Origin of the sequence: Burkholderia sp. AU30280 (assembly GCF_020420125.1) — a bacterium.
In the GTDB taxonomy this organism is placed as follows: domain Bacteria; phylum Pseudomonadota; class Gammaproteobacteria; order Burkholderiales; family Burkholderiaceae; genus Burkholderia.
On record NZ_JAIZRY010000024.1, the window covers coordinates 16,241 to 37,551 of the forward strand.

The 21,311-nt window shown below is 68.4% G+C and carries 21 protein-coding genes and 1 pseudogene; 10 read left to right on the plus strand and 12 right to left on the minus strand.

Annotated features, from left to right (window positions below; all coding sequences use genetic code 11):
• Positions 1-2: 2 nt before the first annotated feature.
• The gene (locus LGN17_RS35090; protein WP_175950925.1) at positions 3-488 is read right to left on the minus strand and encodes a YajQ family cyclic di-GMP-binding protein; all 486 of its coding nucleotides are present in this window, start codon (positions 486-488) and stop codon (positions 3-5) included.
• Positions 489-625: 137 nt separating this feature from the next.
• On the opposite strand from LGN17_RS35090, the gene murB reads away from it, so the two are divergent.
• Together murB and LGN17_RS35100 are read left to right on the plus strand one after the other, a co-directional pair.
• On the plus strand, positions 626-1,675 hold the full coding sequence (murB, locus tag LGN17_RS35095; protein ID WP_226201387.1) for a UDP-N-acetylmuramate dehydrogenase: 1,050 nt from the start codon (positions 626-628) through the stop codon (positions 1,673-1,675).
• Between the two features lie 15 nt (positions 1,676-1,690).
• Positions 1,691-2,293 (plus strand): annotated as a pseudogene (locus LGN17_RS35100) (glutathione S-transferase family protein); the annotation flags it as partial.
• A gap of 105 nt (positions 2,294-2,398) precedes the next feature.
• Here the strand turns inward: LGN17_RS35100 and argF are convergent.
• Entirely contained in the window at positions 2,399-3,328 is a 930-nt protein-coding gene (gene argF / locus LGN17_RS35105) for an ornithine carbamoyltransferase (protein WP_034190558.1), read from the minus strand.
• Between the two features lie 413 nt (positions 3,329-3,741).
• Between argF and LGN17_RS35110 the strand changes: the two genes are divergently transcribed.
• Positions 3,742-4,062: a DUF3579 domain-containing protein gene (locus LGN17_RS35110; RefSeq protein ID WP_175971311.1), complete on the plus strand. Its 321-nt coding sequence runs from the start codon at positions 3,742-3,744 to the stop codon at positions 4,060-4,062.
• A gap of 156 nt (positions 4,063-4,218) precedes the next feature.
• Here LGN17_RS35110 and rpsT read toward each other — a convergent pair whose 3' ends face one another.
• On the minus strand, positions 4,219-4,491 hold the full coding sequence (gene rpsT / locus LGN17_RS35115) for a 30S ribosomal protein S20 (protein WP_006482211.1): 273 nt from the start codon (positions 4,489-4,491) through the stop codon (positions 4,219-4,221).
• A gap of 304 nt (positions 4,492-4,795) precedes the next feature.
• On the opposite strand from rpsT, the gene murJ reads away from it, so the two are divergent.
• Complete coding sequence (gene murJ, locus LGN17_RS35120; RefSeq protein WP_226201388.1) at positions 4,796-6,346, plus strand: murein biosynthesis integral membrane protein MurJ; 1,551 nt, start codon at positions 4,796-4,798, stop codon at positions 6,344-6,346.
• Between the two features lie 8 nt (positions 6,347-6,354).
• Positions 6,355-7,197: a SirB1 family protein gene (locus tag LGN17_RS35125; protein WP_175971188.1), complete on the plus strand. Its 843-nt coding sequence runs from the start codon at positions 6,355-6,357 to the stop codon at positions 7,195-7,197.
• A 67-nt stretch (positions 7,198-7,264) separates the two neighbouring features.
• Here LGN17_RS35125 and LGN17_RS35130 read toward each other — a convergent pair whose 3' ends face one another.
• From LGN17_RS35130 to lpxK, 5 genes are all read right to left on the minus strand, one after another.
• Positions 7,265-8,023 (minus strand): SDR family NAD(P)-dependent oxidoreductase, encoded by a 759-nt coding sequence (locus LGN17_RS35130; RefSeq protein ID WP_226201389.1) that lies wholly within the window; start codon positions 8,021-8,023, stop codon positions 7,265-7,267.
• 294 nt (positions 8,024-8,317) lie between these two features.
• Positions 8,318-8,980 carry an adenylate kinase gene (adk, locus tag LGN17_RS35135; protein WP_175950931.1) on the minus strand — a complete coding sequence of 221 codons (663 nt, stop codon included), beginning with the start codon at positions 8,978-8,980 and terminating at the stop codon, positions 8,318-8,320.
• Between the two features lie 208 nt (positions 8,981-9,188).
• Entirely contained in the window at positions 9,189-9,974 is a 786-nt protein-coding gene (gene kdsB / locus LGN17_RS35140; protein WP_071334980.1) for a 3-deoxy-manno-octulosonate cytidylyltransferase, read from the minus strand.
• Positions 9,975-10,085: 111 nt separating this feature from the next.
• Complete coding sequence (locus LGN17_RS35145; RefSeq protein ID WP_010090898.1) at positions 10,086-10,280, minus strand: Trm112 family protein; 195 nt, start codon at positions 10,278-10,280, stop codon at positions 10,086-10,088.
• Entirely contained in the window at positions 10,261-11,289 is a 1,029-nt protein-coding gene (gene lpxK / locus LGN17_RS35150) for a tetraacyldisaccharide 4'-kinase (protein WP_226201390.1), read from the minus strand. Before lpxK ends, LGN17_RS35145 begins: the two co-directional genes overlap by 20 nt.
• Positions 11,290-11,739: 450 nt before the next feature.
• On the opposite strand from lpxK, the gene xseA reads away from it, so the two are divergent.
• The gene (gene xseA, locus LGN17_RS35155) at positions 11,740-13,122 is read left to right on the plus strand and encodes an exodeoxyribonuclease VII large subunit (protein ID WP_122946111.1); all 1,383 of its coding nucleotides are present in this window, start codon (positions 11,740-11,742) and stop codon (positions 13,120-13,122) included.
• Positions 13,123-13,345: 223 nt separating this feature from the next.
• Positions 13,346-13,924, plus strand: coding sequence for a superoxide dismutase [Fe] (gene sodB / locus LGN17_RS35160; RefSeq protein WP_011352986.1), 579 nt, complete (start codon positions 13,346-13,348; stop codon positions 13,922-13,924).
• A 107-nt stretch (positions 13,925-14,031) separates the two neighbouring features.
• Here sodB and chrA read toward each other — a convergent pair whose 3' ends face one another.
• Positions 14,032-15,243 (minus strand): chromate efflux transporter, encoded by a 1,212-nt coding sequence (chrA, locus tag LGN17_RS35165; RefSeq protein ID WP_226201391.1) that lies wholly within the window; start codon positions 15,241-15,243, stop codon positions 14,032-14,034.
• 85 nt (positions 15,244-15,328) lie between these two features.
• A complete protein-coding gene (locus LGN17_RS35170) occupies positions 15,329-16,036 on the minus strand; it encodes a Crp/Fnr family transcriptional regulator (protein WP_226201401.1) in 708 nt (235 codons plus the stop codon).
• A gap of 81 nt (positions 16,037-16,117) precedes the next feature.
• On the opposite strand from LGN17_RS35170, the gene LGN17_RS35175 reads away from it, so the two are divergent.
• From LGN17_RS35175 to LGN17_RS35185, 3 genes are all read left to right on the plus strand, one after another.
• The gene (locus tag LGN17_RS35175; RefSeq protein ID WP_226201392.1) at positions 16,118-16,642 is read left to right on the plus strand and encodes a DUF962 domain-containing protein; all 525 of its coding nucleotides are present in this window, start codon (positions 16,118-16,120) and stop codon (positions 16,640-16,642) included.
• Positions 16,635-17,681 carry a 2-dehydropantoate 2-reductase gene (locus LGN17_RS35180; protein ID WP_226201393.1) on the plus strand — a complete coding sequence of 349 codons (1,047 nt, stop codon included), beginning with the start codon at positions 16,635-16,637 and terminating at the stop codon, positions 17,679-17,681. The genes LGN17_RS35175 and LGN17_RS35180 overlap by 8 nt, the downstream gene beginning before the upstream one ends.
• Positions 17,682-17,775: 94 nt before the next feature.
• Entirely contained in the window at positions 17,776-18,378 is a 603-nt protein-coding gene (locus LGN17_RS35185; RefSeq protein WP_226201394.1) for a class I SAM-dependent methyltransferase, read from the plus strand.
• Between the two features lie 22 nt (positions 18,379-18,400).
• Here the strand turns inward: LGN17_RS35185 and LGN17_RS35190 are convergent, their stop codons facing one another.
• On the minus strand, positions 18,401-19,675 hold the full coding sequence (locus LGN17_RS35190) for an EAL domain-containing protein (RefSeq protein WP_175950939.1): 1,275 nt from the start codon (positions 19,673-19,675) through the stop codon (positions 18,401-18,403).
• Between the two features lie 190 nt (positions 19,676-19,865).
• Positions 19,866-21,302 (minus strand): multidrug transporter subunit MdtD, encoded by a 1,437-nt coding sequence (mdtD, locus tag LGN17_RS35195; RefSeq protein WP_175951173.1) that lies wholly within the window; start codon positions 21,300-21,302, stop codon positions 19,866-19,868.
• Positions 21,303-21,311: the final 9 nt, after the last annotated feature.

Below are 21,311 nucleotides of genomic sequence, written 5' to 3' on the forward strand. Positions count from 1 at the left end.
GATCAGTCGCGGAAGTTGTTGAAGTCGAGCGGCGTGTCGGTCACGTCCTTGCGCAGCATCGCGATCACGCTCTGCAGGTCGTCGCGCTTCGTACCGGCCACGCGCACCGCATCGCCCTGGATGCTCGCCTGCACCTTGATCTTGCTGTCCTTCACGAGGCGCACGATCTTCTTCGCGAGATCGCCGCTCACGCCTTTCTTCACGGTGACGATCTGCTTGACCTTGTCGCCGCCGATCTTCTCGACCTTGCCGTAGTCGAGAAAGCGCACGTCGACGTTGCGCTTGGCCAGCTTGCCGATCAGCACGTCCTTGACCTGGCCGAGCTTGAAATCGTCGTCGGCGAACAGCGTCAGCTCGCGTTCCTTCTGCTCGACGCGCGCGTCGGAGCCCTTGAAGTCGAAGCGCGTCGAAATTTCCTTGTTCGACTGCTCGATGGCGTTCTTCACTTCGATCATGTTCGCTTCGGAAACGACGTCGAACGATGGCATGGCATTCCTCCCTTGAGATGCGGGCACCCGGCTCGCGCACGGGCACTCGCTATAATTGCGGACTGTCTGCCATTTTACCGATGCCCCTCCGTTTGCCCAAGGCCGGCCATGCGCCGCCCGGGCGGACGTGACCGCGAATGCCGATGCCTCCTGACGATTCCACCCTGTCGCTGCTTCCCGACCTTCCGCTCGCCGCGCACAACACGTTCGGCATCGCCGCGACCGCGCGCTTCGCCGCGCGCATCACGCATGCGGCGCAGTTCGAGGCGCTCCATCGCGACCCGCGCGTCGCGAACCTGCCGCAGCTCGTGCTCGGCGGCGGCAGCAACGTCGTGTTCACGCGCGATTTCGACGGCGTCGTGCTGCTCGACGAGATCGCGGGCCGCCGCGTCGTGCGCGAAGACGACGACGCGTGGTACGTCGAGGCAGGCGGCGGCGAGAACTGGCACGCATTCGTCGCATGGACGCTCGAGCACGGGATGGCGGGCCTCGAGAACCTCGCGTTGATTCCGGGCACGGTCGGCGCCGCGCCGATCCAGAACATCGGCGCATATGGCCTCGAGATGAAGGCATATTTCGACTCGCTGGTCGCGGTCGAGCTGGCGACGGGGCGCAGCGAGCGTTTCGACGCCGCGCGCTGCGCATTCGGCTATCGCGACAGCTTCTTCAAGCGGGAAGGGCGCGGCCGGTACGCGATCGTGTCGGTGACGTTCCGGCTGCCCAGGCAATGGACGCCGCGGCTCGGCTACGCGGACGTCACGCGCGAGCTCGACGCGCGCGGCATCGCGCCCGATGCGGCGACGCCGCGCGACGTGTTCGACGCGGTCGTCGCGATCCGCCGCGCGAAGCTGCCCGATCCGCTCGTGCTCGGCAATGCGGGCAGTTTCTTCAAGAATCCGGTGATCGACGCCGCGCAGTTCGATGCGTTGCGTGCGCGCGCGCCCGGTGTCGTGTCGTATCCGCAGCCGGACGGGCAGGTGAAGCTCGCGGCCGGCTGGTTGATCGACCGCTGCGGCTGGAAGGGGCGTGCGCTCGGCGCGGCGGCCGTACACGACCGCCAGGCGCTCGTGCTCGTCAATCGCGGCGGCGCGACGGGCGCCGACGTGCTCGCGCTGGCGCGGGCGATCCAGGCCGACGTGTTCGCGAAATTCGGTGTCGAGCTGGAGCCGGAGCCGGTTTGCCTGTGAGCCGGGCAACGACGCCCGCGCAGCAGCTATTGCCGGACCGTACGCATGGCGCTCGTTGAAAAGGGCGTCGCGTATACGTTGAAGCCGTTGCCGCCTCATTCGCCGGAAGTGCTCGCGCACAACCCGTTCGGACGCGTCCCGGCATTCTGCGACGGTCCGATCGAGTTCTACGAAACGCGTGCGATCCTCGGCTATATCGACGAAGCGTTCGACGGCCCGAGCCTGCTGGCCCAGTGGGGCGCCACCGCGCATGCGCGCGGCGAGCAATGGATCAAGCCTGATCAACTGCCACGCGTACGACGCGATGGTGCGCCGCTACGTGCTGCAATACGTGTTCCCGAAAGGCGAGAACGGCCAGCCGATCGCGCGGTGATCGACGCGGCACTGCCTGAAATCGACCGGTATCTGCAGGTGTTCGACGCGGCGTATGGCGGGCGCGATTACCTGGTCGGCAGCGGGTTGTCGATGGCGGACCTGTTCCTGGCGCCGATCCTGGCTTACGTGGGCATGTTCCCCGAAGGGGCGGAATTGCTGCGGAAATACCCGAACGTCACGCGTGCGCAGGCGGTGATGCGCGAGCGGCCAAGCTTCGCCGCGACGCAGCCGGCGCCGGGTTGAAGGGGCATCGGCATGAGCGCGCATGCCGCGCGGGGGCAGGAAAATAAAAAGCGCCGGGCTGTGCCGGCGCTTATCGCTTGCGACGAGGCCGCGCGCGTCAGTGCGTCAGTGCTTCAGCCGGCCGAGCAGCAGGAACTCCATCAGCGCCTTCTGCACGTGCAGGCGGTTTTCCGCCTCGTCCCACACGACGCTCTGCGGGCCGTCGATCACGCCGGCCGTCACTTCCTCGCCGCGGTGCGCGGGCAGGCAGTGCATGAAGAGGGCGTCCGGGTTGGCGTGACCCATCATTTCCTCGTCGACGCACCAGTCGGCGAACGCCTGCTTGCGGGCCTCGTTCTCGGCCTCGAAGCCCATGCTCGTCCACACGTCGGTGGTGACGAGGTCGGCGCCCTTGCACGCTTCGTTCGGATCGTCGAACACTTCGTAGAACGGCGCGCTGTCGGGCGACACGAGCTTCATGTCGAGTGCGTAGCCGGGCGGCGTGGACAGGCGCAGCTTGAAGCCGAGGATCTGCGCGGCTTCGATCCACGTGTAGAGCATGTTGTTCGCATCGCCGACCCATGCAACGGTCTTGCCGGCGATCGGGCCGCGGTGCTCGTAGTACGTGAAGATGTCGGCGAGCACCTGGCACGGGTGGTACTCGTTCGTCAGGCCGTTGATCACCGGCACGCGGGAATTGTCCGCGAAACGCTTGATGACTTCCTGCTCGAACGTACGAATCATGATGATGTCGACCATCCGCGAGATGACCTGCGCGGAATCCTCGACCGGTTCGCCGCGGCCGAGCTGCGTGTCGCGCGTGCTCATGAAGACGGCGTGGCCGCCGAGCTGGAAGATCCCGGCTTCGAACGACAGGCGCGTGCGCGTCGAGCTCTTCTCGAAGATCATCGCGAGCGTGCGGTCGTGCAGCGGGTGATAGGTCTCGTAGTTCTTGAACTTGCGCTTCAGGATACCCGTGCGTTCGAGCACGTACTCGTAGTCTTCCAGCGAGAAATCCTTGAACTGCAGGTAGTGACGAATGGTTTTGGCGGTCATGAAGCGAAATACGGCGGGTTGCACCCGGCAGCAAGGCCGGACGGCGCCGCCGTCGGGTGTGGATAACTCAAAGCAGCATAAAGGATTTTCTGTGCTTTGACGAGCCGCGGAGAAAAGCGGGGCATGATCGCCAGGTGCTGCAGGCGGAGCGGGAGGAGGGGTGTCGGGGCGACGCGCGATGGCGCGCTGCGGTATAATCCGAAAGTTTTCTCCAGCCCGGCAGGCAAGCCTCCTCGCGCTCTGCCGGACACAAGCCGTGCGCTGCACAAATCCGGTGCAGTCCACCGGCGGCGCACACCGACGTCCCGTTTTCGGGATATCGGAATGCTTGTGCCGCCGTCCGTTTCAGCTTTGTGTTCGCGTATCCAGGCGCCGTTGCCTGGACATCGCCGGGCCGTCACTTGGGTAACCACATGGCTGAAACCCCTCCGACCGAATTCTTCATCCAGGGCATCACGAAAGACGGGAAAAAGTTTCGCCCGAGCGACTGGTCGGAACGTCTGGCCGGTGTGATGGCCTGCTTCGGCCCGGGGGCGAGCGGACCGAACGCGCGCCTCAAGTATTCGCTCTACGTGCGTCCGACGATGCTCGGCGACCTGAAATGCGTGATCCTCGATTCCCGGCTGCGCGATGTCGAGCCGATGGCTTTCGATTTCGTGCTGAATTTCGCGAAGGACAACAACCTTGTTGTCACCGAGGCGTGCGAACTGCCGGACTACAACGCCAAGAAGTGATGCCGGCCAGGGCGAGGGCGCTTGCCGCGCCCGGCCTGGCAAATGTCGCTGGCTCGCAGGATGCGCGCCGGCGACAGGCAACAAAAAAGCCCGCCTAGGCGGGCTTTTTTGCGATCGCAGGAAACAGGAACGCCCGCGTGAGCGGGCGCACCGGATTTACGCTGCTGCCTGCAGACCCTTGACGGCTGCGGCGAGGCGGCTCTTGCTGCGAGCGGCCTTGTTCTTGTGAACGATCTTCTTGTCGGCGATCGTGTCGATCGTCTTCACGGCAGCCTTGAACAGCTCGGCAGCCTTTGCCTGGTCGCCGGCTTCAACAGCCTTGCGAACCGACTTGATCGCGGTACGGAATTTCGAGCGCAGCGCCGAGTTGTGCGAGTTTGCCTTCGCGGCCTGGCGGGCGCGCTTGCGTGCTTGTGCGGAGTTAGCCATGACGGTTCCTTATCCTGTCCTGTTTCCAGAGCTTGGAGCCTGACGGCCAAGCGCTGCTTTTCGATCCGTCCCCTGAGAACGATTGCCCAGGGGCGCATAAAAAAACGGTGATTTTAACCGAGGCCGGGACATGAAAACGGCAGTTGCCGTGCATGTACGAGCCCAGAAACCGGCGATTATAGCAACAAAATCAAGCGAGTGGCAAGTTCAACGTGACATGCGTCGAGCGGGGCGCCGCAGGCATGCGCGCTTTTCGGCATCGGCCGCTGGCCGGGCCACGCAACGTCCGTATAATAAGCGCCCCATGAATCTATTCCGAGCCCTGCTGACGGTCAGCGGCTTCACGCTGCTGTCGCGCGTGACCGGACTGGCCCGCGAGACGCTGATCGCCCGTGCGTTCGGCGCCAGTCAATACACCGACGCGTTCTACGTCGCCTTCCGTATCCCGAACCTGCTGCGCCGCCTGTCTGCCGAAGGCGCGTTCTCGCAGGCGTTCGTGCCGATCCTCGCCGAGTTCAAGAACCAGCAGGGGCACGACGCGACCAAAGCGCTCGTCGACGCGATGTCGGCCGTGCTGGCGTGGGCGCTTGCCGTGCTGTCGGTCTTCGGGATCGTCGGCGCGTCGTGGGTCGTGTTCGCGGTCGCGTCCGGCCTGCACACCGACGGGCAGGCGTTCCCGCTCGCGGTCACGATGACGCGGATCATGTTCCCGTACATCGTGTTCATCTCGCTGACGACGCTCGCCTCCGGCGTGCTGAACACGTACAAGAGCTTCTCGCTGCCCGCGTTCGCGCCGGTGCTGCTCAACGTCGCGTTCATCGCCGCGGCCGTGTTCGTCGCGCCGCACCTGAAGGTGCCGGTGTTCGCGCTCGCGTGGGCGGTCATCGTCGGCGGCGTGCTGCAGTTCCTCGTGCAGCTGCCGGGCCTGAAGAAGATCGACATGGTGCCGCTGATCGGCCTCAACCCGCTGCGCGCGCTGCGCCACCCGGGCGTGAAGCGCGTGCTCGCGAAGATGGTGCCCGCGACGTTCGCCGTGTCGGTCGCGCAACTGTCGCTGATCATCAACACCAACATCGCGTCGCGGCTCGGGCAGGGCGCCGTGTCGTGGATCAACTACGCCGACCGCCTGATGGAGTTCCCGACGGCGCTGCTCGGCGTCGCGCTCGGCACGATCCTGCTGCCGAGCCTGTCGAAGGCGCACGTCGATGCCGATTCGCACGAGTATTCGGCGCTGCTCGACTGGGGCCTGCGCGTCACGTTCCTGCTCGCGGCACCGAGTGCGCTCGCGCTGTTCTTCTTCGCGACGCCGCTCACCGCGACGCTCTTCAACTACGGCAAGTTCGACGCGCATACCGTGACGATGGTCGCGCGCGCGCTCGCGACCTACGGGATTGGCCTCGTCGGCATCATCCTGATCAAGATTCTCGCGCCGGGCTTCTATGCGAAGCAGGACATCAAGACGCCCGTGAAGATCGCGATCGGCGTGCTGATCGTCACGCAGATCTCGAACTACGTGTTCGTGCCGCTGATCGGCCACGCGGGCCTGACGCTGAGCATCGGCGTCGGCGCGTGCCTGAACTCGCTGCTGCTGTTCATCGGGCTGCGCAAGCGCGGCATCTACCAGCCGTCGCCGGGCTGGCTGCGCTTCTTCGTGCAGCTGATCGGCGCGGCGCTGGTGCTCGCGGGCCTGATGCACTGGCTGTCGGTCAGCTTCGACTGGACCGGGATGCGTGCGCAGCCGCTCGATCGCATTGCATTGATGGCCGCGTGCCTCGTGCTGTTCGCTGCACTATATTTCGGTATGTTGTGGGTGATGGGCTTCAAATACGCTTATTTCAGAAGGCGCGCCAAGTGACGACCGCAATGACCCGCGTCCTCGACTACTTCAGCACGCTCGTGGCAGACGACGACAGCCTGCCCGTCACGGAAGCGGCGCTGTCGCTGGCGCAGGACGCGTATCCCGACCTCGACCTGCAGGGCACGCTGGCCGAACTCGACATGCTGGCCGCGCGGCTGCGCCGGCGGCTCACGGACGATGCGGACCTGAAGGGCCGCGTCGCCGCACTGAACGATTTCTTCTTCCGCGAACTCGGCTTCGCGTGCAATCACAACGACTACTACGACCCCGATAACAGCCACCTGAACGCCGTGCTGAAGCGGCGGCGCGGGATCCCGATCTCGCTGTCGGTGCTGTACCTGGAGCTCGCCGAGCAGATCGGCGTGCCGGCGCGCGGCGTGTCGTTCCCCGGCCATTTCCTGCTGCGCGTCACGTTGCCGGACGGCGACCTGATCATCGATCCGGCCAACGGCCATTCGCTGTCCGAAGCCGAGATGGTCGAGATGCTCGAGCCGTACGTCGCGCGTGCGGCCGGCGCGGTCGACAGCGCGTTGCGCGCGCTGCTGCAGCCGGCGACGAGCCGCGAGGTCATCGCGCGGATGCTGCGCAACCTGAAGACGATCTATCTTCAGACGGAACGCTGGCAGCGGCTGCTCGCGGTGCAGCAGCGGCTCGTGATCCTGCTGCCCGAGCACCTCGACGAGGTCCGCGACCGCGGCTTCGCGTATGCGCGGCTCGATTACCTGCGCCCCGCGCTCGAGGATCTCGAACAGTATCTCGGCGAGCGGCCGGACGCGGACGACGCCACCGTCGTCGAGTCGCAGGTGACCGAATTGCGGCAGCGGATGCAGCGCGACGGCGACGATTGAGCCGGCACCGCGCTGCGGGAACCCTGAATGAATGAAAGAACGCCCGCGCCGCGGGCGTTTTTCGTGCTTATTTCGGTTGCATCCGGATCGCGCCGTCGAGGCGGATCACCTCGCCGTTGAGCATCGGATTCTCGACGATCTGGCGCACCAGCAGCGCGTACTCGGCCGGTTTGCCGAGCCGGGGCGGGAACGGCACCATCGCGCCGAGCGCGTCCTGGACGTCCTGCGGCATGGCGAGCAACATCGGCGTCTCGAACAGGCCGGGCGCGATCGTCATCACGCGGATGCCGTGGCGCGACAGGTCGCGTGCGATCGGCAGCGTCATGCCCGCGACGCCGGCTTTCGATGCCGCGTAAGCGGCCTGGCCGATCTGTCCGTCGAATGCGGCAACCGACGCGGTGCTGACGATCACGCCGCGCTCGCCGTCCGCGGTCGGCGTGGTGGCGGCCATCGCGGCGGCCGCGAGCCGGATCATGTTGAACGTGCCGACGAGGTTCACGTTGATCGTCTTCGCGAACACGTCGAGCGGATGCGCGCCGTCCTTGCCGACGGTCTTCGCGGCGGGCGCGATGCCCGCGCAGTTCACGAGGCCGCGCAGCGTGCCGGCGCGCTGCGCGGCGCCGACGGCCGCCTGCGCATCGGCCTCGCTCGACACGTCGCAGTGCACGAAGATGCCGCCCAGTTCGGTCGCGAGCGCCGTGCCCGCCGCGTCGTTCAGGTCGGCGAGCACGACGGTGCCGCCTGCCTGCGCGAGCATCCGCGCCGTGCCGGCGCCGAGGCCCGATGCACCGCCCGTGATCAGAAACACGTTGCCGCGAATGTCCATCACTGTCTCCTTTGTTGAGTGCTCTTGGCGCATTGGCGCTTAGGGCGGACCCATGCAAGGTGGTCGGCCGCCGTTGATGTTCCGGCGCCTGTGGCGGTGCCGCGCCAAGCGGATGCCGGGTTCGACGCCGCGCGATCGGTTGAAATGCGAGCGCCCCCGTAACAGGTCGCCCGCACCCGACCGATTGTACGGGGCACCCTCGCGCGGCGGCGAGACCGGGACGGCCGTGCGAATCCCGTCCGGGCAAAAAAAACCGCCCGGAAAGGGCGGCTTTGCGGGTGCGCGACGCGCTGCTTACTTCAGCGCGTCAAACGCGCGCTCGCGGATTTCCTCGACACTGCCGAGACCGGAGATCTTGCGATACTGCGGGGCCTTCAGGCCGTTTTCCTCGCCGCGCTGCGCCCAGTCGCCGTAGTACGTGATCAGCGGCTTGGTTTGCGCTTCGTACACTTCGAGACGCTTCTTGACGGTTTCTTCCTTGTCGTCGTCGCGCTGGATCAGCGGCTCGCCCGTCACGTCGTCGTGGCCTTCAACCTTCGGCGGGTTGAACTTGACGTGGTACGTGCGGCCCGATGCCGGGTGCGTGCGGCGCCCGCTCATGCGCTCGATGATTTCCGAGAACGGAACATCGATTTCGAGCACGTAGTCGATCGCGACGCCGGCTTCCTTCATTGCGTCAGCCTGCGCGATCGTGCGCGGGAAGCCGTCGAACAGATAGCCGTTCGCGCAGTCGGATTCCTTCAGGCGCTCCTTGACGAGGCCGATGATCAGCGCGTCCGGCACGAGCTTGCCGGCGTCCATGTAGCCCTTCGCCTCGACGCCGAGCGGCGTGCCGGCCTTCACGGCCGCGCGCAGCATGTCGCCCGTCGAGATTTGCGGGATGCCGAACTTTTCCTTGATGAAGTTTGCCTGGGTGCCCTTTCCCGCGCCGGGCGCGCCCAACAGGATCAAACGCATGGTGATATCTCCAAGTATGTAGATTCGTGTGGCGAGACGCAAAGGCGTCGGCGACTGCGAGCGCGGGGCTTGCCTGGCGCGCGACGGACCGGTCTGATGCGGCGCGTCGGCTTTGGCGACGCGCGGCTGCCGGCAAGGCCGCGGGCGGGGTCAAGCGAGGACGCGCTGGTCGCGGACGGCTCGCACAATCGCCTGATTATGCCACGGGTTATTTTGATGACGGCTGAAAAAGGGCCTGCACGCGTGCGAGATCGGCCGGCGTGTCGATTCCGGCTTCGGGCGCGGACTCGGTGATCAGCACGGCGATGCGCTCGCCGTGCCAGAGCGCACGCAGCTGTTCGAGCTGCTCGGCCTGTTCGATCGGCGCCTGCGCGAGCGTCGGATACGTGCGCAGGAAACGCGCACGATATGCATAGAGGCCGATGTGCCGGTAGACCGGGAAAGCAGGCGCAGGCATCGCTGCAACGTCGGGCCAGTGCGGCTGGTACGCGTCCCGGCTCCACGGAATCGGCGCGCGCGAGAAGTACAGCGCGACGCTCTGCGCGTCGAGCGCGACCTTCACGACGTTCGGGTTGAACACGTCGGCCGCGTCGTGGATCGGGTGGGCGGCCGTCGCAATCGCGCAGGCCGGATGGGCGGCGAGGTGCGACGCTACGTCGCGCACGAGTACGGGGTCGATCAGCGGCTCGTCGCCCTGCACGTTGACGACGACGGTGTCGTCGCTCCACCCGAAGGTCGCCGCGACTTCCGCGAGCCGGTCGGTGCCGGACGGATGGTCGGCACGCGTCAGCACCGCTTCGAAGCCGTGATCGCGTGCCGCATCGAGCACGCTCTGGGCGTCGGACGCGACCAGCACCTGCTGCGCGCCTGCTTCGCGCGCGCGCTCGGCGACGCGCACGACCATCGGCTTGCCGCCGAGATCGGCGAGCGGCTTGTTCGGGAGTCGCGTCGACGCGAGCCGGGCGGGAATGACGGCGATGAAGGGTTGAGTCATCGGGGAGGGCGGTGAGAAGAGCGGAGCGGGCGGCGCGTCTGCTGCGCGCCACCCGGCTGGGTTCGGCGCCCTCGCGGCGGGCGGGCCGCGGCGGGGGCCGGGTCGGGCGGCTTAGCGGCCGGCCGGGTCGACCGGCGTGCCTTCGACGGTCTGGCGCGCCTCGTCGACCAGCATCACGGGGATGCCGTCGCGGATCGGATACGCGAGCTTGTCCGCGTTGCAGATCAGCTCCTGCGCGGCACGGTCATAGTGGAGCGGGCCTTTGCAGATAGGGCACACAAGAATTTCAAGCAGGCGAGCGTCCACGGAGTTTCTCCACAACGAGGGCAATGAGGCGAGGGTCGAGCGCGGCTTCGACAGGGACAACCCACAGTCGGGCGTCGCGCCAGGAAGCGCCCAATTTTACTGCATCCTTCTCGGTGATCAGGATCGCATCGACGGCATCGTCGACGAACGGATTGTCGGCGAACGCGTAGTGGTCGGGCAGCGCGCGCGTCGCGGGCGCGAGGCCGGCCGCGCGCAGCGTCGCGAAGAAGCGTTCCGGCGCGCCGATGCCGGCCGCGGCGAGCACGCGCTCGTGCGCGAATTGCGACAGCGGGCGGCGCAGCGCGGGCTGGTCGAGGTGCCACGCGGCCCCCGGCGTGAGCGCGAGCGAATAGGTGTCGGGCCACGGCGGCAGCGCGCCGCTGTACGGATCGTTGACGAGCGTGGCGTCGCGGTGCCGCGACAGCGGCTCGCGCAACGGGCCGGCCGGCAGCAGGAAGCCGTTGCCGCCGAGCCGGTGGTCGAACACGACGAGCTCGACCGTGCGCGCGAGGCGGTAGTGCTGCAGGCCGTCGTCGCTGACGATCACGTCGACGTCCGGATGCGCGGCGCACAGCGCCTGCGCGGCCGCGACGCGATCGGGGCAGACCCAGACGGGCGCGCCGGTGCGGCGTGCGATCAGGAGCGGTTCGTCGCCGCCCGCGCTGGCGCGCGACGCGGGCGTGACGGCGGTCGGCGCCTTCACGTTCGCGCCGTAGCCGCGCGACACGATGCCGGGCGTGAAGCCGGCCGCCCGCAACGCGTCGACGAGTGCGATCACGGTCGGCGTCTTGCCGGTGCCGCCGACGGTCACGTTGCCGACCACGACGACGGGCACGCCGACGTCGACGGGCTTCTTCCAGCCCTGTGCGTAGGCGGTGCGCCGCAGCGCCGCGCACAGGCCGAACACGCACGCGAACGGCGTGAGCGCCCACGCGAGCGCGCCGCGGCGCTGCCATTCGCGCGTCAGGCGGGCTTCGAGCCGGGCGAGCGGGCCGTCGGGCGCGCTCATCGGGCCGGGCGCGGCATGGGATGCGCCGCGGCGTGGGACGGATTCGTCAAGGCGGATTCTCCGTTGGGCGGCGCATGCCGCGGGGTCTGCGGAAGGCGGCACTCTAGCGCGCCGCAGGCGGGCGCGGCAAGCGCGACCGGCCGCCGCAGTCTGCGGGGCCGGATCGCGGCGGCTTGTGGATAACTCTGTGAAGAACTCCCCGCTCGATGGCGTCAAACGCCCGCCGGGCGGGCCTCGAATCGGATGAGAATCATTTCGAAAGGTTTAAAAATATATAAAAATCAATGTGTTGCGACGAATCGTCTGGTGTTTTCGATGGGTTTCACGCGTTTTAGGCCGATGATTGTCAAAGTGTGGACACCTGCCGAACGTCACGGCGCATGCGTCCGGCGCTGGACGTCGCGCGTGTGTCGGACTATCGTGTCGCCGCCAGCATTCATCCGACCGTCCATGCCTTCCGACTCCCCATTTGCCGCACCGGGCGCGACCCGCGGCGGCGACGAAGTGATTCCCGTTTCGGCGCTCAATCGCGCGATTTCGACGATGCTCGAGCGCTCGTTTCCGCTGCTGTGGATTTCGGGCGAAGTGTCGAACTTCACGCGCGCCGCGAGCGGCCACTGGTATTTCTCGATCAAGGACCAGCAGGCGCAGATGCGCTGCGTGATGTTCCGCGGTCGCGCGCAATATGCGGAGTTCACGCCGCGCGAAGGCGACCGGATCGAGGTGCGCGCGGTCGTCACGATGTACGAGCCGCGCGGCGAAGTGCAGCTCAACGTCGAGGCCGTGCGGCGCACCGGGCAGGGGCGACTGTACGAGGCGTTCCTGCGGCTGAAGGCGCAGCTCGAGAGCGAGGGCCTGTTCGCGCCCGAGCGCAAGCGGCCGCTGCCGGCCCATCCGCGCGCGATCGGCATCGTCACGTCGCTGCAGGCGGCTGCGCTGCGCGACGTGCTGACCACGCTCGCCCGCCGCGCGCCGCACATTCCGGTGATCGTCTATCCGGCGCCCGTGCAGGGCGCCGGTTCCGCCGAAAAGCTCGTCGCGGCTGTCGAGACCGCGAATGCGCGCCGCGAGGTCGACGTGCTGCTGGTCTGTCGCGGCGGCGGCTCGATCGAGGATCTGTGGTCGTTCAACGACGAGGCGCTGGCGCGCGCGATCGCGGCGAGCGAACTACCGGTCGTCAGCGGCGTCGGGCACGAAACCGATTTCACGATCGCGGACTTCGCGGCCGACGTGCGTGCGCCGACGCCGACCGGCGCGGCCGAGCTCGCCAGCCCGCAGCGCGCGCTGCTGCTGCGCGAGGTCGGCGAGCGCCAGCGTGCACTCGCGCGCGGGATGGAACGCCGGCTCGAACAGCGCGCGCAGCAGCTCGACTGGCTCGCGCGTCGGCTGGTGAGCCCGGCCGAGCGGCTGCAGCGGCAGCGCACGCACGTCGAGCAGCTCGCGGTGCGGCTGGCGTCGGCGGCGTCGCGGCCGGTGCGCGACGCGCGCGCGCGGTTCGCGCTCGCACAGCTGCGCTGGCAGCGTGCGCGGCCCGATCCGTCGCAGGCGCGCCAGGCGCTCGCGGGGCTGTCGCAGCGTCTTGCGCTGGCCTTGCAGCGCCGTCACGAACGCGACACGGCTCGCGTGTCAGCCTGTGCGGCAAGGCTCGAGGTGCTGAGCCCGCAGCGCACGCTCGAGCGCGGCTATGCGGCGCTGATCGATGCACAGACGGGTCGCGCGGTGCGCACGCCGAACGCGCTGAAGCCGCAGCGCCGCCTGACCGTGCATCTCGCAGAAGGTTCGGCCGACGTGTCGCTCGCCGATGTGCAGCCGCGGCTGACCGACACGATCTGACGTAACCTGCGCGAGCGCAGCGCAGGGCGCGCAACGGCCAAATCGCGCGGGAACGGTTGTTGCGCAACGCCGGGTCGTGCTGCCGGACGTTGCGCCAGCATCGCTTTTCCGCATACCGCGGATAAATGGCCCGTGAGTTTGCGGGGTTATTCGTCCTCGCCTACAATCGGACGCTCGGCAGCATTCAACACAGCCTCCCTACATACTCAACGAAGGAATCGCCATGGCTCATACGCTCCCGCCGCTCCCGTACGCTGAAGACGCACTCGCGCCGACCATCTCGCTCGAGACGATCCAGTACCACTACGGCAAGCACCATCAGGCTTATGTGACGAACCTGAACAATCTGATCCCGGGCACGGAATTCGAAAACCTGTCGCTGGAAGAGATCGTGAAGAAGTCGTCGGGCGGCATCTTCAACAACGCCGCGCAAATCTGGAACCACACGTTCTTCTGGAACAGCCTGTCGCCGAACGGCGGCGGCGCACCGACGGGCGCGCTGGGCGACGCGATCAACGCGAAGTGGGGTTCGTACGACGCATTCAAGGAAGCGTTCACGAAGGCCGCAGTCGGCACGTTCGGTTCGGGCTGGGCATGGCTCGTGAAGAAGGCTGACGGTTCGCTCGACATCGTGTCGACGAGCAACGCAGCGACGCCGCTGACGACCGCCGACAAGGCACTGCTGACGATCGACGTGTGGGAACACGCGTACTACATCGACTACCGCAACGCACGTCCGAAGTTCGTCGAAGCGTTCTGGAACATCGTGAACTGGGACTTCGCAGCGAAGAACTTCGCGTAAGGTCCGGCGCCGGCGCGCCGCTACGGCGCGCGGCACCCAGCAAGAAAGCCCTCGTTTCGAGGGCTTTTTTGTTTTCCGTCGAGGTGGAACGTGCCGTGCGTGTCCGGTCAGGCCGGGACGCCGAACCCCCAGCCGAGCGCTGCGCTCGCCATCACGACGGCCCACGGCGGCACGCGCCAGAACACCAGCGCGACGAACGCGACGAGCGCGGCGGCCAGGTCGCGCGGCGCCACGATCGTGTCGGTCCAGACCGGGTGATAGAGCGCGGCGAGCAGCAGCCCGACGACGGCCGCATTCACGCCTGCGAGCGCGGCCTGCATCCGCGTGCTGCGGCGCAGCCGTTCCCAGAACGGCGCGGTGCCGGCCACCAGCAGGAACGACGGCGCGAAGATCGACACCAGCGCGATCGTGCCGCCGAGCCAGCCGTTCGGCGCGTTGCGCAGCGATGCGCCGAGGAATGCCGAGAACGTGAACAGCGGCCCCGGCACGGCCTGCGCGACGCCATATCCGGCCAGGAACGCCGCATCGCCGACCCAGCCGGGCGCGACCACGGCCGCCTGCAGCAGCGGCAGCACGACGTGCCCGCCGCCGAACACGAGCGCGCCGGTGCGGAAGAATGCGTCGACGACAGCCAGCGTATCGGATCGGAGCAAGCGGGCCGCGAACGGCAGCGCGACGAGCAGCGCCGCGAACAGCGCGAGCCACAGCACAGCCGCGCGGTGCGATACGTGCAGCGGCAACGGCTCGTGGGCGTCGCGCGCCGGTTGCGGCAGCAGGACGAGACCGGCGGCACCGGCCGCGACGATCACCGCGACCTGCGTCCACGCCGCCGGTGCGAGCAGTGCGACGCATGCGGCCGCGGCCATCAGCGTGACGCGCCGCCCATCCGGGCACAGCGTGCGCGCCATGCCCCATACCGCTTGCGCGATCACCGCGACCGACACGATGCGCAGCCCGTGCAGCGCGCCGGCTTCGATCGGTGCGCCCGTCGCGTGCACGCCGAGCGCGAACAGCATCATCAGCAGCGCCGACGGCAGCGTGAAGCCGAGCCACGCGGCGAACATGCCCGCGTAGCCGGCGCGCGCGAGGCCGATCGCCATCCCGACCTGGCTGCTCGCCGGCCCCGGCAGGAACTGGCACAGCCCGACGAGATCCGCGTACGTGCGCTCGGTGAGCCAGCCGCGCCGCGTGACGAACTCGGTGCGGAAGTAGCCGAGGTGCGCGACCGGGCCGCCGAACGACGTGAGGCCAAGCCGCAGAAATGCGATGAACACCGGCCAGGGATGGCGGGAGGGAGCGGAGGCGGTCGACGTGCTCAAGGCGGTGCTAGCGGGTGAACGGACGAGCCGCCACGATAGCGCAACGCGGTGACGGCGGGGAGGCTGCGCGACAGCTGTGCCGGGCTCAGCGCATCCCGTCGGGCAACCCGCTCGCCCGCCGCAGCGCATCGACGTCGACGAGCTCGATCTCGCCGACGTGCAGCCGCACGACGCCGTCGGTCTGCAGCGCCTTCAGCAACTGGTTGGTGGTCTGCCGCGTCAGCGACAGCATCGCCGCGAGCTTTTCCTGCGATAGCCGGATACGAGTGCGGCCGGCGCTGATCCCGCCGTAGCCGTCGGCGATCATCAGCAGGCGGGCGGCGAGCCGCTGCGCGGCGGGCATCACGCTCATCGATTCGACGGTCAGGAAGCTCAGGCGCAGCTTCTGCGCCATCAGCAGCGCGAATTGTCGCCAGTATTGCGGCGTCGCGTCGAGGATCGCGAGCAGCGCGGCCTGCGGGACGTGCAGAAGCAGCGCATCGTCGAGTGCGATCGCGTCGTGCGTGCGCGGCTGGCCGTCGAACAGCGCGATTTCGCCGAACCAGGTGACGGGCTCGGCGACAGTCAGCAGCGCTTCCTTGCCCTGCGGGTCGACCGCACCTATCGTGAGTGAACCGGCCAGTACCGCGTACAGCCCGCACGGCGGGTCGCCGCGCCGGAACAGCGCATGACCGGCCGGCAGCCGGCGCAGCGCCGCGCGGGCGAGCAGGTCCGCACGCAACGCGGGCGGCAGCGCGGCGAACCACGGGTTCGCTTCGATCTGCGGCAGGTATGGAGCGAGCGAAGAGGGCATGGACACGCGATGTCGGGTAGCTGACAGAGGTTTTCGGGCGTGACGCGCATCATAGCGCTCGACAACCGACCAGGAGACGCGATGAAGACGCTCGAAGACCATCTTGCCCAGTATGCGGCCTACCATCGCGACGCGCGCAATATCGCGACGCACCTGGTCGGCATCCCGATGATCGTGTTCGCGGTCGAGGTGCTGCTGTCGCGGCCGGCCATCGGGATGCCGGCCGGCATCGCGCTGTCGCCGGCGCTGCTGCTCGCCGTCGCGTTCTCGGTGTTCTACCTGCGCCTCGATCTGCGATTCGGGATCGTGATGACTGCGCTGTTCGCGCTGGGCCTGTGGGCCGCGCAGGCGCTTGCGGTGCTGCCGACCGCGCAATGGCTCGCGATCGGCATCGGCGCGTTCGTCGTCGGCTGGATCGTGCAGTTCGTCGGGCACTGGTTCGAAGGGCGCAAGCCCGCATTCGTCGACGATCTGGTCGGCCTGATGGTCGGGCCGCTGTTCGTCGTCGCCGAGGTCGCGTTCTTCGCGGGGCTGCGCGGCGACGTGCGCCGCGAAGTCGAGCGGCGGGCCGGCCCCGTGCACGGCGGCGCGCATTCGCATGTCTGACGCACCGGTCTGCGTGTTCGGCGCGGGCGCTGTCGGCTGCTATCTCGGCGGACGGCTCGCGGCGGCCGGCGCGAATGTGACGCTCGTCGGCCGCGCACGGATCGGCGACGCGATTCATCGGCACGGGCTGACGCTGACCGACCAGCGCGGCTATCGCGCGACGCTCGCGCCGGCCGATGTCGCGTTCGCGACCGATCCGGCGTCTGCAGGGGCTGCGCGGCTGGTGCTCGTGGCGGTGAAATCGGCGGCGACGCGTGAGGCCGCGGCGCAGCTCGCCGGCGTGCTGCGGCCCGGCACGGTCGTGATCAGCTTCCAGAACGGCCTGCACAACGCCGACGTGCTGCGCGCATCGCTGCCGCAAGCCGCCGTGCTCGCCGGCATGGTGCCGTTCAACGTGATCGAGCGCGAGCCGGGTGCGTTTCACCAGGGCTCGGCCGGTGCGCTGGCGGCCGAAGCGTCCCCCGCGCTCGCGCCGTTCGCTGGTGCGTTCTCGCGCGCCGGACTGCCGCTCGTGCTGCATCGCGACATGCCGGCCGTCCAATGGGCGAAGCTGCTGCTCAACCTGAACAACGCGATCAACGCGCTCGCGAACCTGCCGCTGCGCGACGAACTCGCGCAACGCGGGTACCGGCGCTGTGTTGCGCTCGCGCAGCGCGAAGCCCTGCACTGGCTGGCGCGGGCCGCGATCCGGCCCGCGCGGCTGACGCCGTTGCCGGCCGGGTGGATCCCGGACGTGCTCGACTTGCCCGATCCGGCGTTTCGCGTGCTCGGTAGCCGGATGCTCGCGATCGATCCACTCGCGCGTTCGTCGATGTCCGACGATCTCGCGGCGGGGCGGGCGACGGAAGTCGAGTGGATCAACGGCGAGGTCGTGCGGCTGGCCGCGCGCTTTGGCGGGCAGGCGCCCGTCAATGCCCGACTGTGCGCGCTCGTGCACGACGCGGAACGCGCAGCGGCGCGCCCGGCCTGGCGCGCCGCCGAGCTGTGGGCCGATCTGACCGCGCAGGCGCCGCGCGCGGGCGATGTGCGGGCCGCGTAGGCGGCTGCGCAACCCTTCGCGCGACGTGCCGCCCGCGGGGCGCAACGGCTAAGATGCGGGGTGCGTCATACGACGCCTATGCGGAGCCGTTACCATGGTGGATCGCCCGACTCTCGATGCCTACGACGCCCATGCCGCGCAGTACGCGCAGGACTGGCTCGACCAGGCCGCGCCCGACGACATGTACGCGCTGCTGGAGCAGCATTTTTCGCCGGGACCGACCGCGGACGTCGGTTGCGGAGCCGGGCGCGATACGGCCTGGCTCGCGTCGCGCGGCTTCGACGTGCGTGGCTACGACGCAAGCGCCGCGCTGCTCGACGAGGCGCGGCGGCACCATCCGGATCTCACCTTCGAGCTGGCCACGTTGCCGGCGCTGGCCGGTGTGCCGTCCGGCGCGTTTCGCAACGTGCTGTGCGAAACGGTCGTCATGCATCTCGAACAGGCGGACGCGGCGGCCGCCGCCACGCGGCTGGCCGAACTCCTGATGCCGGGCGGCACGTTGTACATGAGCTGGCGGGTGGCCGGAAACGGCACGTTGCGCGACGAGCGCGGCCGCCTCTACACGCTGCTCGATTCGGCGCGGATGCGGGCGGCGCTCGGCGCCGGCACGCAGGTGATCGACGAGCACGAGGTCGTCAGCGCATCGTCCGGCAAGCGCGTGCACCGGCTGATCGCGCGCAAGACCGCCGCCGCGTGAGTGCGACGCGGCGGCTCCCCGCTCATTCGCGGTTGAGTGCCGCTTCCCAGTTGATGTCGACGCAGAGCACCTGCATGCCGGTCGCGACCGGCGCGGCGATCGACGCGGTCACGCACAGGTGCGCCTCGTTGATCGACAGGTAGGGTGCCGTCAGGTGCACGCGGCCCGGTGCGCGCATCGCGCCGATGAAGTACGGGCGGCGTTCCCAGCTTGCCCCTTCGGAATGCAGCAGCGGCCGGAAGCGCTTGGCGCGCTGCGATACGCTGCCGCGCGCGAGCACGTTGTCGCCGATCTGGCGTCCCGATGCGTCGAGCAGGAAGCAGCGCGCGGTCTCGGGCAGCCCGAGTACGGCCGCGGCCGCGTCGGTCAGCGATTCTCCGGCGACGAGCTTGCGGCTCGCTTCCTCGAGCGCCGTGACGTACGGCGCGAGCCGTGCCGCCTGGGTGCGCTCGCGTTCCGCGACGCGCAGCCGCAATGCGGCCGACAGCGTATCCATGCAGCCGGCGGCAGCCTGCGGCTGCACCGGTTCGACGCTCGGCCCCGCGAAGTACTGGCCCTGCACGAAATCGACGTCGCACTCCAGTGCGATCAGCGCGTCGCGCTCCGTCGCGAGCCCGCCCATCAGCACGAGTTGCCCGGATTCGTGCAGCAGCGAGACGAGCCCCGGCAGCACGCGTTCGAGATGTGAGTGCTCGCTCGCCTGCGCGAGAATGCCGCGGTCGAGCGTGACGATGTCGGGATGCAGGTGCCACACGCGATCGATGTTCGAATGCTTCGCGCCGAACCCGACGAGTGCGATCAGGAAGCCGGCCTTGCGCAGCCCGTCGACGATCGCCGCGTAGCGCGGCGTCTCGCCGCCCGCCTGCTCGGGCACCTCGAGCACCACGCGATGCGGCGGCAGCCCGAGCGCCTTCAGGTTCGCGAGCATCGCGTCGCTGTAGACGGTGTCCATCAGCGCGGCCGGGTGCAGGCTCAGGAAGAGCCATTCGTCATGGCTGTCGAATGCGTGGAAGTTGCCAAGATGCAGCGATTCGGCGAGCCGGCCGAGCTCGAGCAGGTCGCCGCGCCGCGCCGCCTGCGTGAACACCTCGTGCGACGCCACCTGGCGGCTTTCCTCGTCGTGCGCACGCAGCGACGCGTGATAGCCGATCGCGCGGCGGTGCGACACCGAGAAAACGGGCTGGAACACGCTGAACACGGTGTAGCCGCCGTACAGCACGGTGCGCCGGTTCCCGTCGTCGCCGGCGACGGGGCGGGGCGGCTGAAAGCCGGGGGGATCGATTTCGATCATGCTCATGATGTCGGCCGAAGGAAGACTGCGAGTTTACCTAGAGAATAGGCCAGCAAGAAGCGTGCACGGCATCGTACCCCGTGCGGCGGCGCGTCGCGGGCGAGCCGCCGGGCATTGCAGGCGTTTCAAATGCGCATCGCGAGGCCGCGCTGCACCGTGATGGTGCGCGCCGACCCGGTTCGGCGCGCGCCACGCGTCATGCGCGCTCGGACGGATCGGTCTTGCGCGCGGTGCTGCGGATCTCGGGGGCGAGCTGCGCGAAGATCCACGCGGACGCGGCCGTGATGATCCCGACGCAGATGAAGGTCGCATGGAACGCCGGCAGCGTGTTGCTCGGCGTGACGGTGCGCAGCATGCCCGTGAACGTCGCGAGCAGCGCGCCCGCCACCGTGACGCCGAGGCTCATTGACAGCATCTGCACGAGCGAGAACAGGCTGTTGCCGCTGCTCGCGCCGCCCGTGCCGAGATCCTTCAGCGTCAGCGTGTTCATCGCGGTGAACTGCATCGAGTTGAAGCCGCCGAACAGCGCGAGATGCACGACCTTCACCCAGACGGGCACCGTGTCGCGCATCAGCGCGAAGCTCGCCATCATCACGCCGACCATGATCGTGTTCGCAAGCAGCACCTTGCGGTAGCCATGCCGCGTGATCAGGCGCGTGATGATCCGCTTCGAGAACATCCCGGCCGCCGCCACCGGCAGCATCATCAGCCCGGCCTCGAACGCCGAGTAGCCGAGGCTCACCTGCAGCAGCAGCGGAATCAGGTATGGCATCGCGCCGCTGCCGATCCGCGCGAACAGGTTGCCGAGCAGCCCGACGCTGAACGTGTGGATCCGGAACAGTTCGAGCGAGAAGATCGGTTGCGGCGCGCGCACCGCGTACAGCCCGTACGCGACGAAGCACGCGAGGCTCAGGATCAGCAGCACGAGCACGGCCGCGTGCTGCATCCCGAGATCGGCGAGCCCGTCGAGCGACAGCGAGATCGCGATCATGCCGATCGTCAGCAGCAGGTAGCCCTTCAGGTCGAAGCGGCCGACGGCCGGGTTGCGCGAATCGGGCATCGAATAGAAGGTCGCGATGCAGCCCGCGACGCCGACCGGCACGTTGATCAGGAAGATCCAGTGCCACGACGCGATCTTCACGAGCCAGCCGCCGAGCGTCGGCCCGATCAGCGGGCCGATCAGGCCGGGAATCGCGACGAACGACAGCGCGGGCAGGTAGCGTTCGGCCGGGAACGTGCGCAGCACCGCGAGCCGCCCGACCGGCAGCAGCATCGCGCCGCCGATCCCCTGCACGACGCGGAACGCGACCAACTGCGTCAGCGTATGCGCGTTTGCGCACAGCAGCGAGCCGAGCGAGAACACCAGGATCGCGCTGAAGAACACCCGCCGCGTGCCGAAGGTATCGGCGAGCCAGCCCGACACGGGGATCATCACCGCCATCGTCAGCGAGTACGCGATCACGACCGACTGCATCCGCAGCGGCGATTCGCCGAGGCTCGCGGCCATCGACGGCAGCGCCGTGTTGACGATCGTCGAGTCGAGCGTCTGCATGAAGAAGCCCGTTGCGACGAGCCAGAGCATCACGGTGAGGTTCTTTTCGCCGGGAGCGGCGGCAGGCGGACGCTGGAACATGGGGGGCGG

What these genes read in the sequence shown, in the direction of transcription:
- LGN17_RS35090 (WP_175950925.1), bottom strand. Translation starts at nt 488, where the DNA reads ATGCCATCGTTCGACGTCGTTTCCGAAGCGAACATGATCGAAGTGAAG.
- murB (WP_226201387.1), top strand. Translation starts at nt 626, where the DNA reads ATGCCGATGCCTCCTGACGATTCCACCCTGTCGCTGCTTCCCGACCTT.
- argF (WP_034190558.1), bottom strand. Translation starts at nt 3,328, where the DNA reads ATGACCGCCAAAACCATTCGTCACTACCTGCAGTTCAAGGATTTCTCG.
- LGN17_RS35110 (WP_175971311.1), top strand. Translation starts at nt 3,742, where the DNA reads ATGGCTGAAACCCCTCCGACCGAATTCTTCATCCAGGGCATCACGAAA.
- rpsT (WP_006482211.1), bottom strand. Translation starts at nt 4,491, where the DNA reads ATGGCTAACTCCGCACAAGCACGCAAGCGCGCCCGCCAGGCCGCGAAG.
- murJ (WP_226201388.1), top strand. Translation starts at nt 4,796, where the DNA reads ATGAATCTATTCCGAGCCCTGCTGACGGTCAGCGGCTTCACGCTGCTG.
- LGN17_RS35125 (WP_175971188.1), top strand. Translation starts at nt 6,355, where the DNA reads ATGACCCGCGTCCTCGACTACTTCAGCACGCTCGTGGCAGACGACGAC.
- LGN17_RS35130 (WP_226201389.1), bottom strand. Translation starts at nt 8,023, where the DNA reads ATGGACATTCGCGGCAACGTGTTTCTGATCACGGGCGGTGCATCGGGC.
- adk (WP_175950931.1), bottom strand. Translation starts at nt 8,980, where the DNA reads ATGCGTTTGATCCTGTTGGGCGCGCCCGGCGCGGGAAAGGGCACCCAG.
- kdsB (WP_071334980.1), bottom strand. Translation starts at nt 9,974, where the DNA reads ATGACTCAACCCTTCATCGCCGTCATTCCCGCCCGGCTCGCGTCGACG.
- lpxK (WP_226201390.1), bottom strand. Translation starts at nt 11,289, where the DNA reads ATGAGCGCGCCCGACGGCCCGCTCGCCCGGCTCGAAGCCCGCCTGACG.
- xseA (WP_122946111.1), top strand. Translation starts at nt 11,740, where the DNA reads ATGCCTTCCGACTCCCCATTTGCCGCACCGGGCGCGACCCGCGGCGGC.
- sodB (WP_011352986.1), top strand. Translation starts at nt 13,346, where the DNA reads ATGGCTCATACGCTCCCGCCGCTCCCGTACGCTGAAGACGCACTCGCG.
- LGN17_RS35170 (WP_226201401.1), bottom strand. Translation starts at nt 16,036, where the DNA reads ATGCCCTCTTCGCTCGCTCCATACCTGCCGCAGATCGAAGCGAACCCG.
- LGN17_RS35175 (WP_226201392.1), top strand. Translation starts at nt 16,118, where the DNA reads ATGAAGACGCTCGAAGACCATCTTGCCCAGTATGCGGCCTACCATCGC.
- LGN17_RS35180 (WP_226201393.1), top strand. Translation starts at nt 16,635, where the DNA reads ATGTCTGACGCACCGGTCTGCGTGTTCGGCGCGGGCGCTGTCGGCTGC.
- LGN17_RS35185 (WP_226201394.1), top strand. Translation starts at nt 17,776, where the DNA reads ATGGTGGATCGCCCGACTCTCGATGCCTACGACGCCCATGCCGCGCAG.
- LGN17_RS35190 (WP_175950939.1), bottom strand. Translation starts at nt 19,675, where the DNA reads ATGAGCATGATCGAAATCGATCCCCCCGGCTTTCAGCCGCCCCGCCCC.
- mdtD (WP_175951173.1), bottom strand. Translation starts at nt 21,302, where the DNA reads ATGTTCCAGCGTCCGCCTGCCGCCGCTCCCGGCGAAAAGAACCTCACC.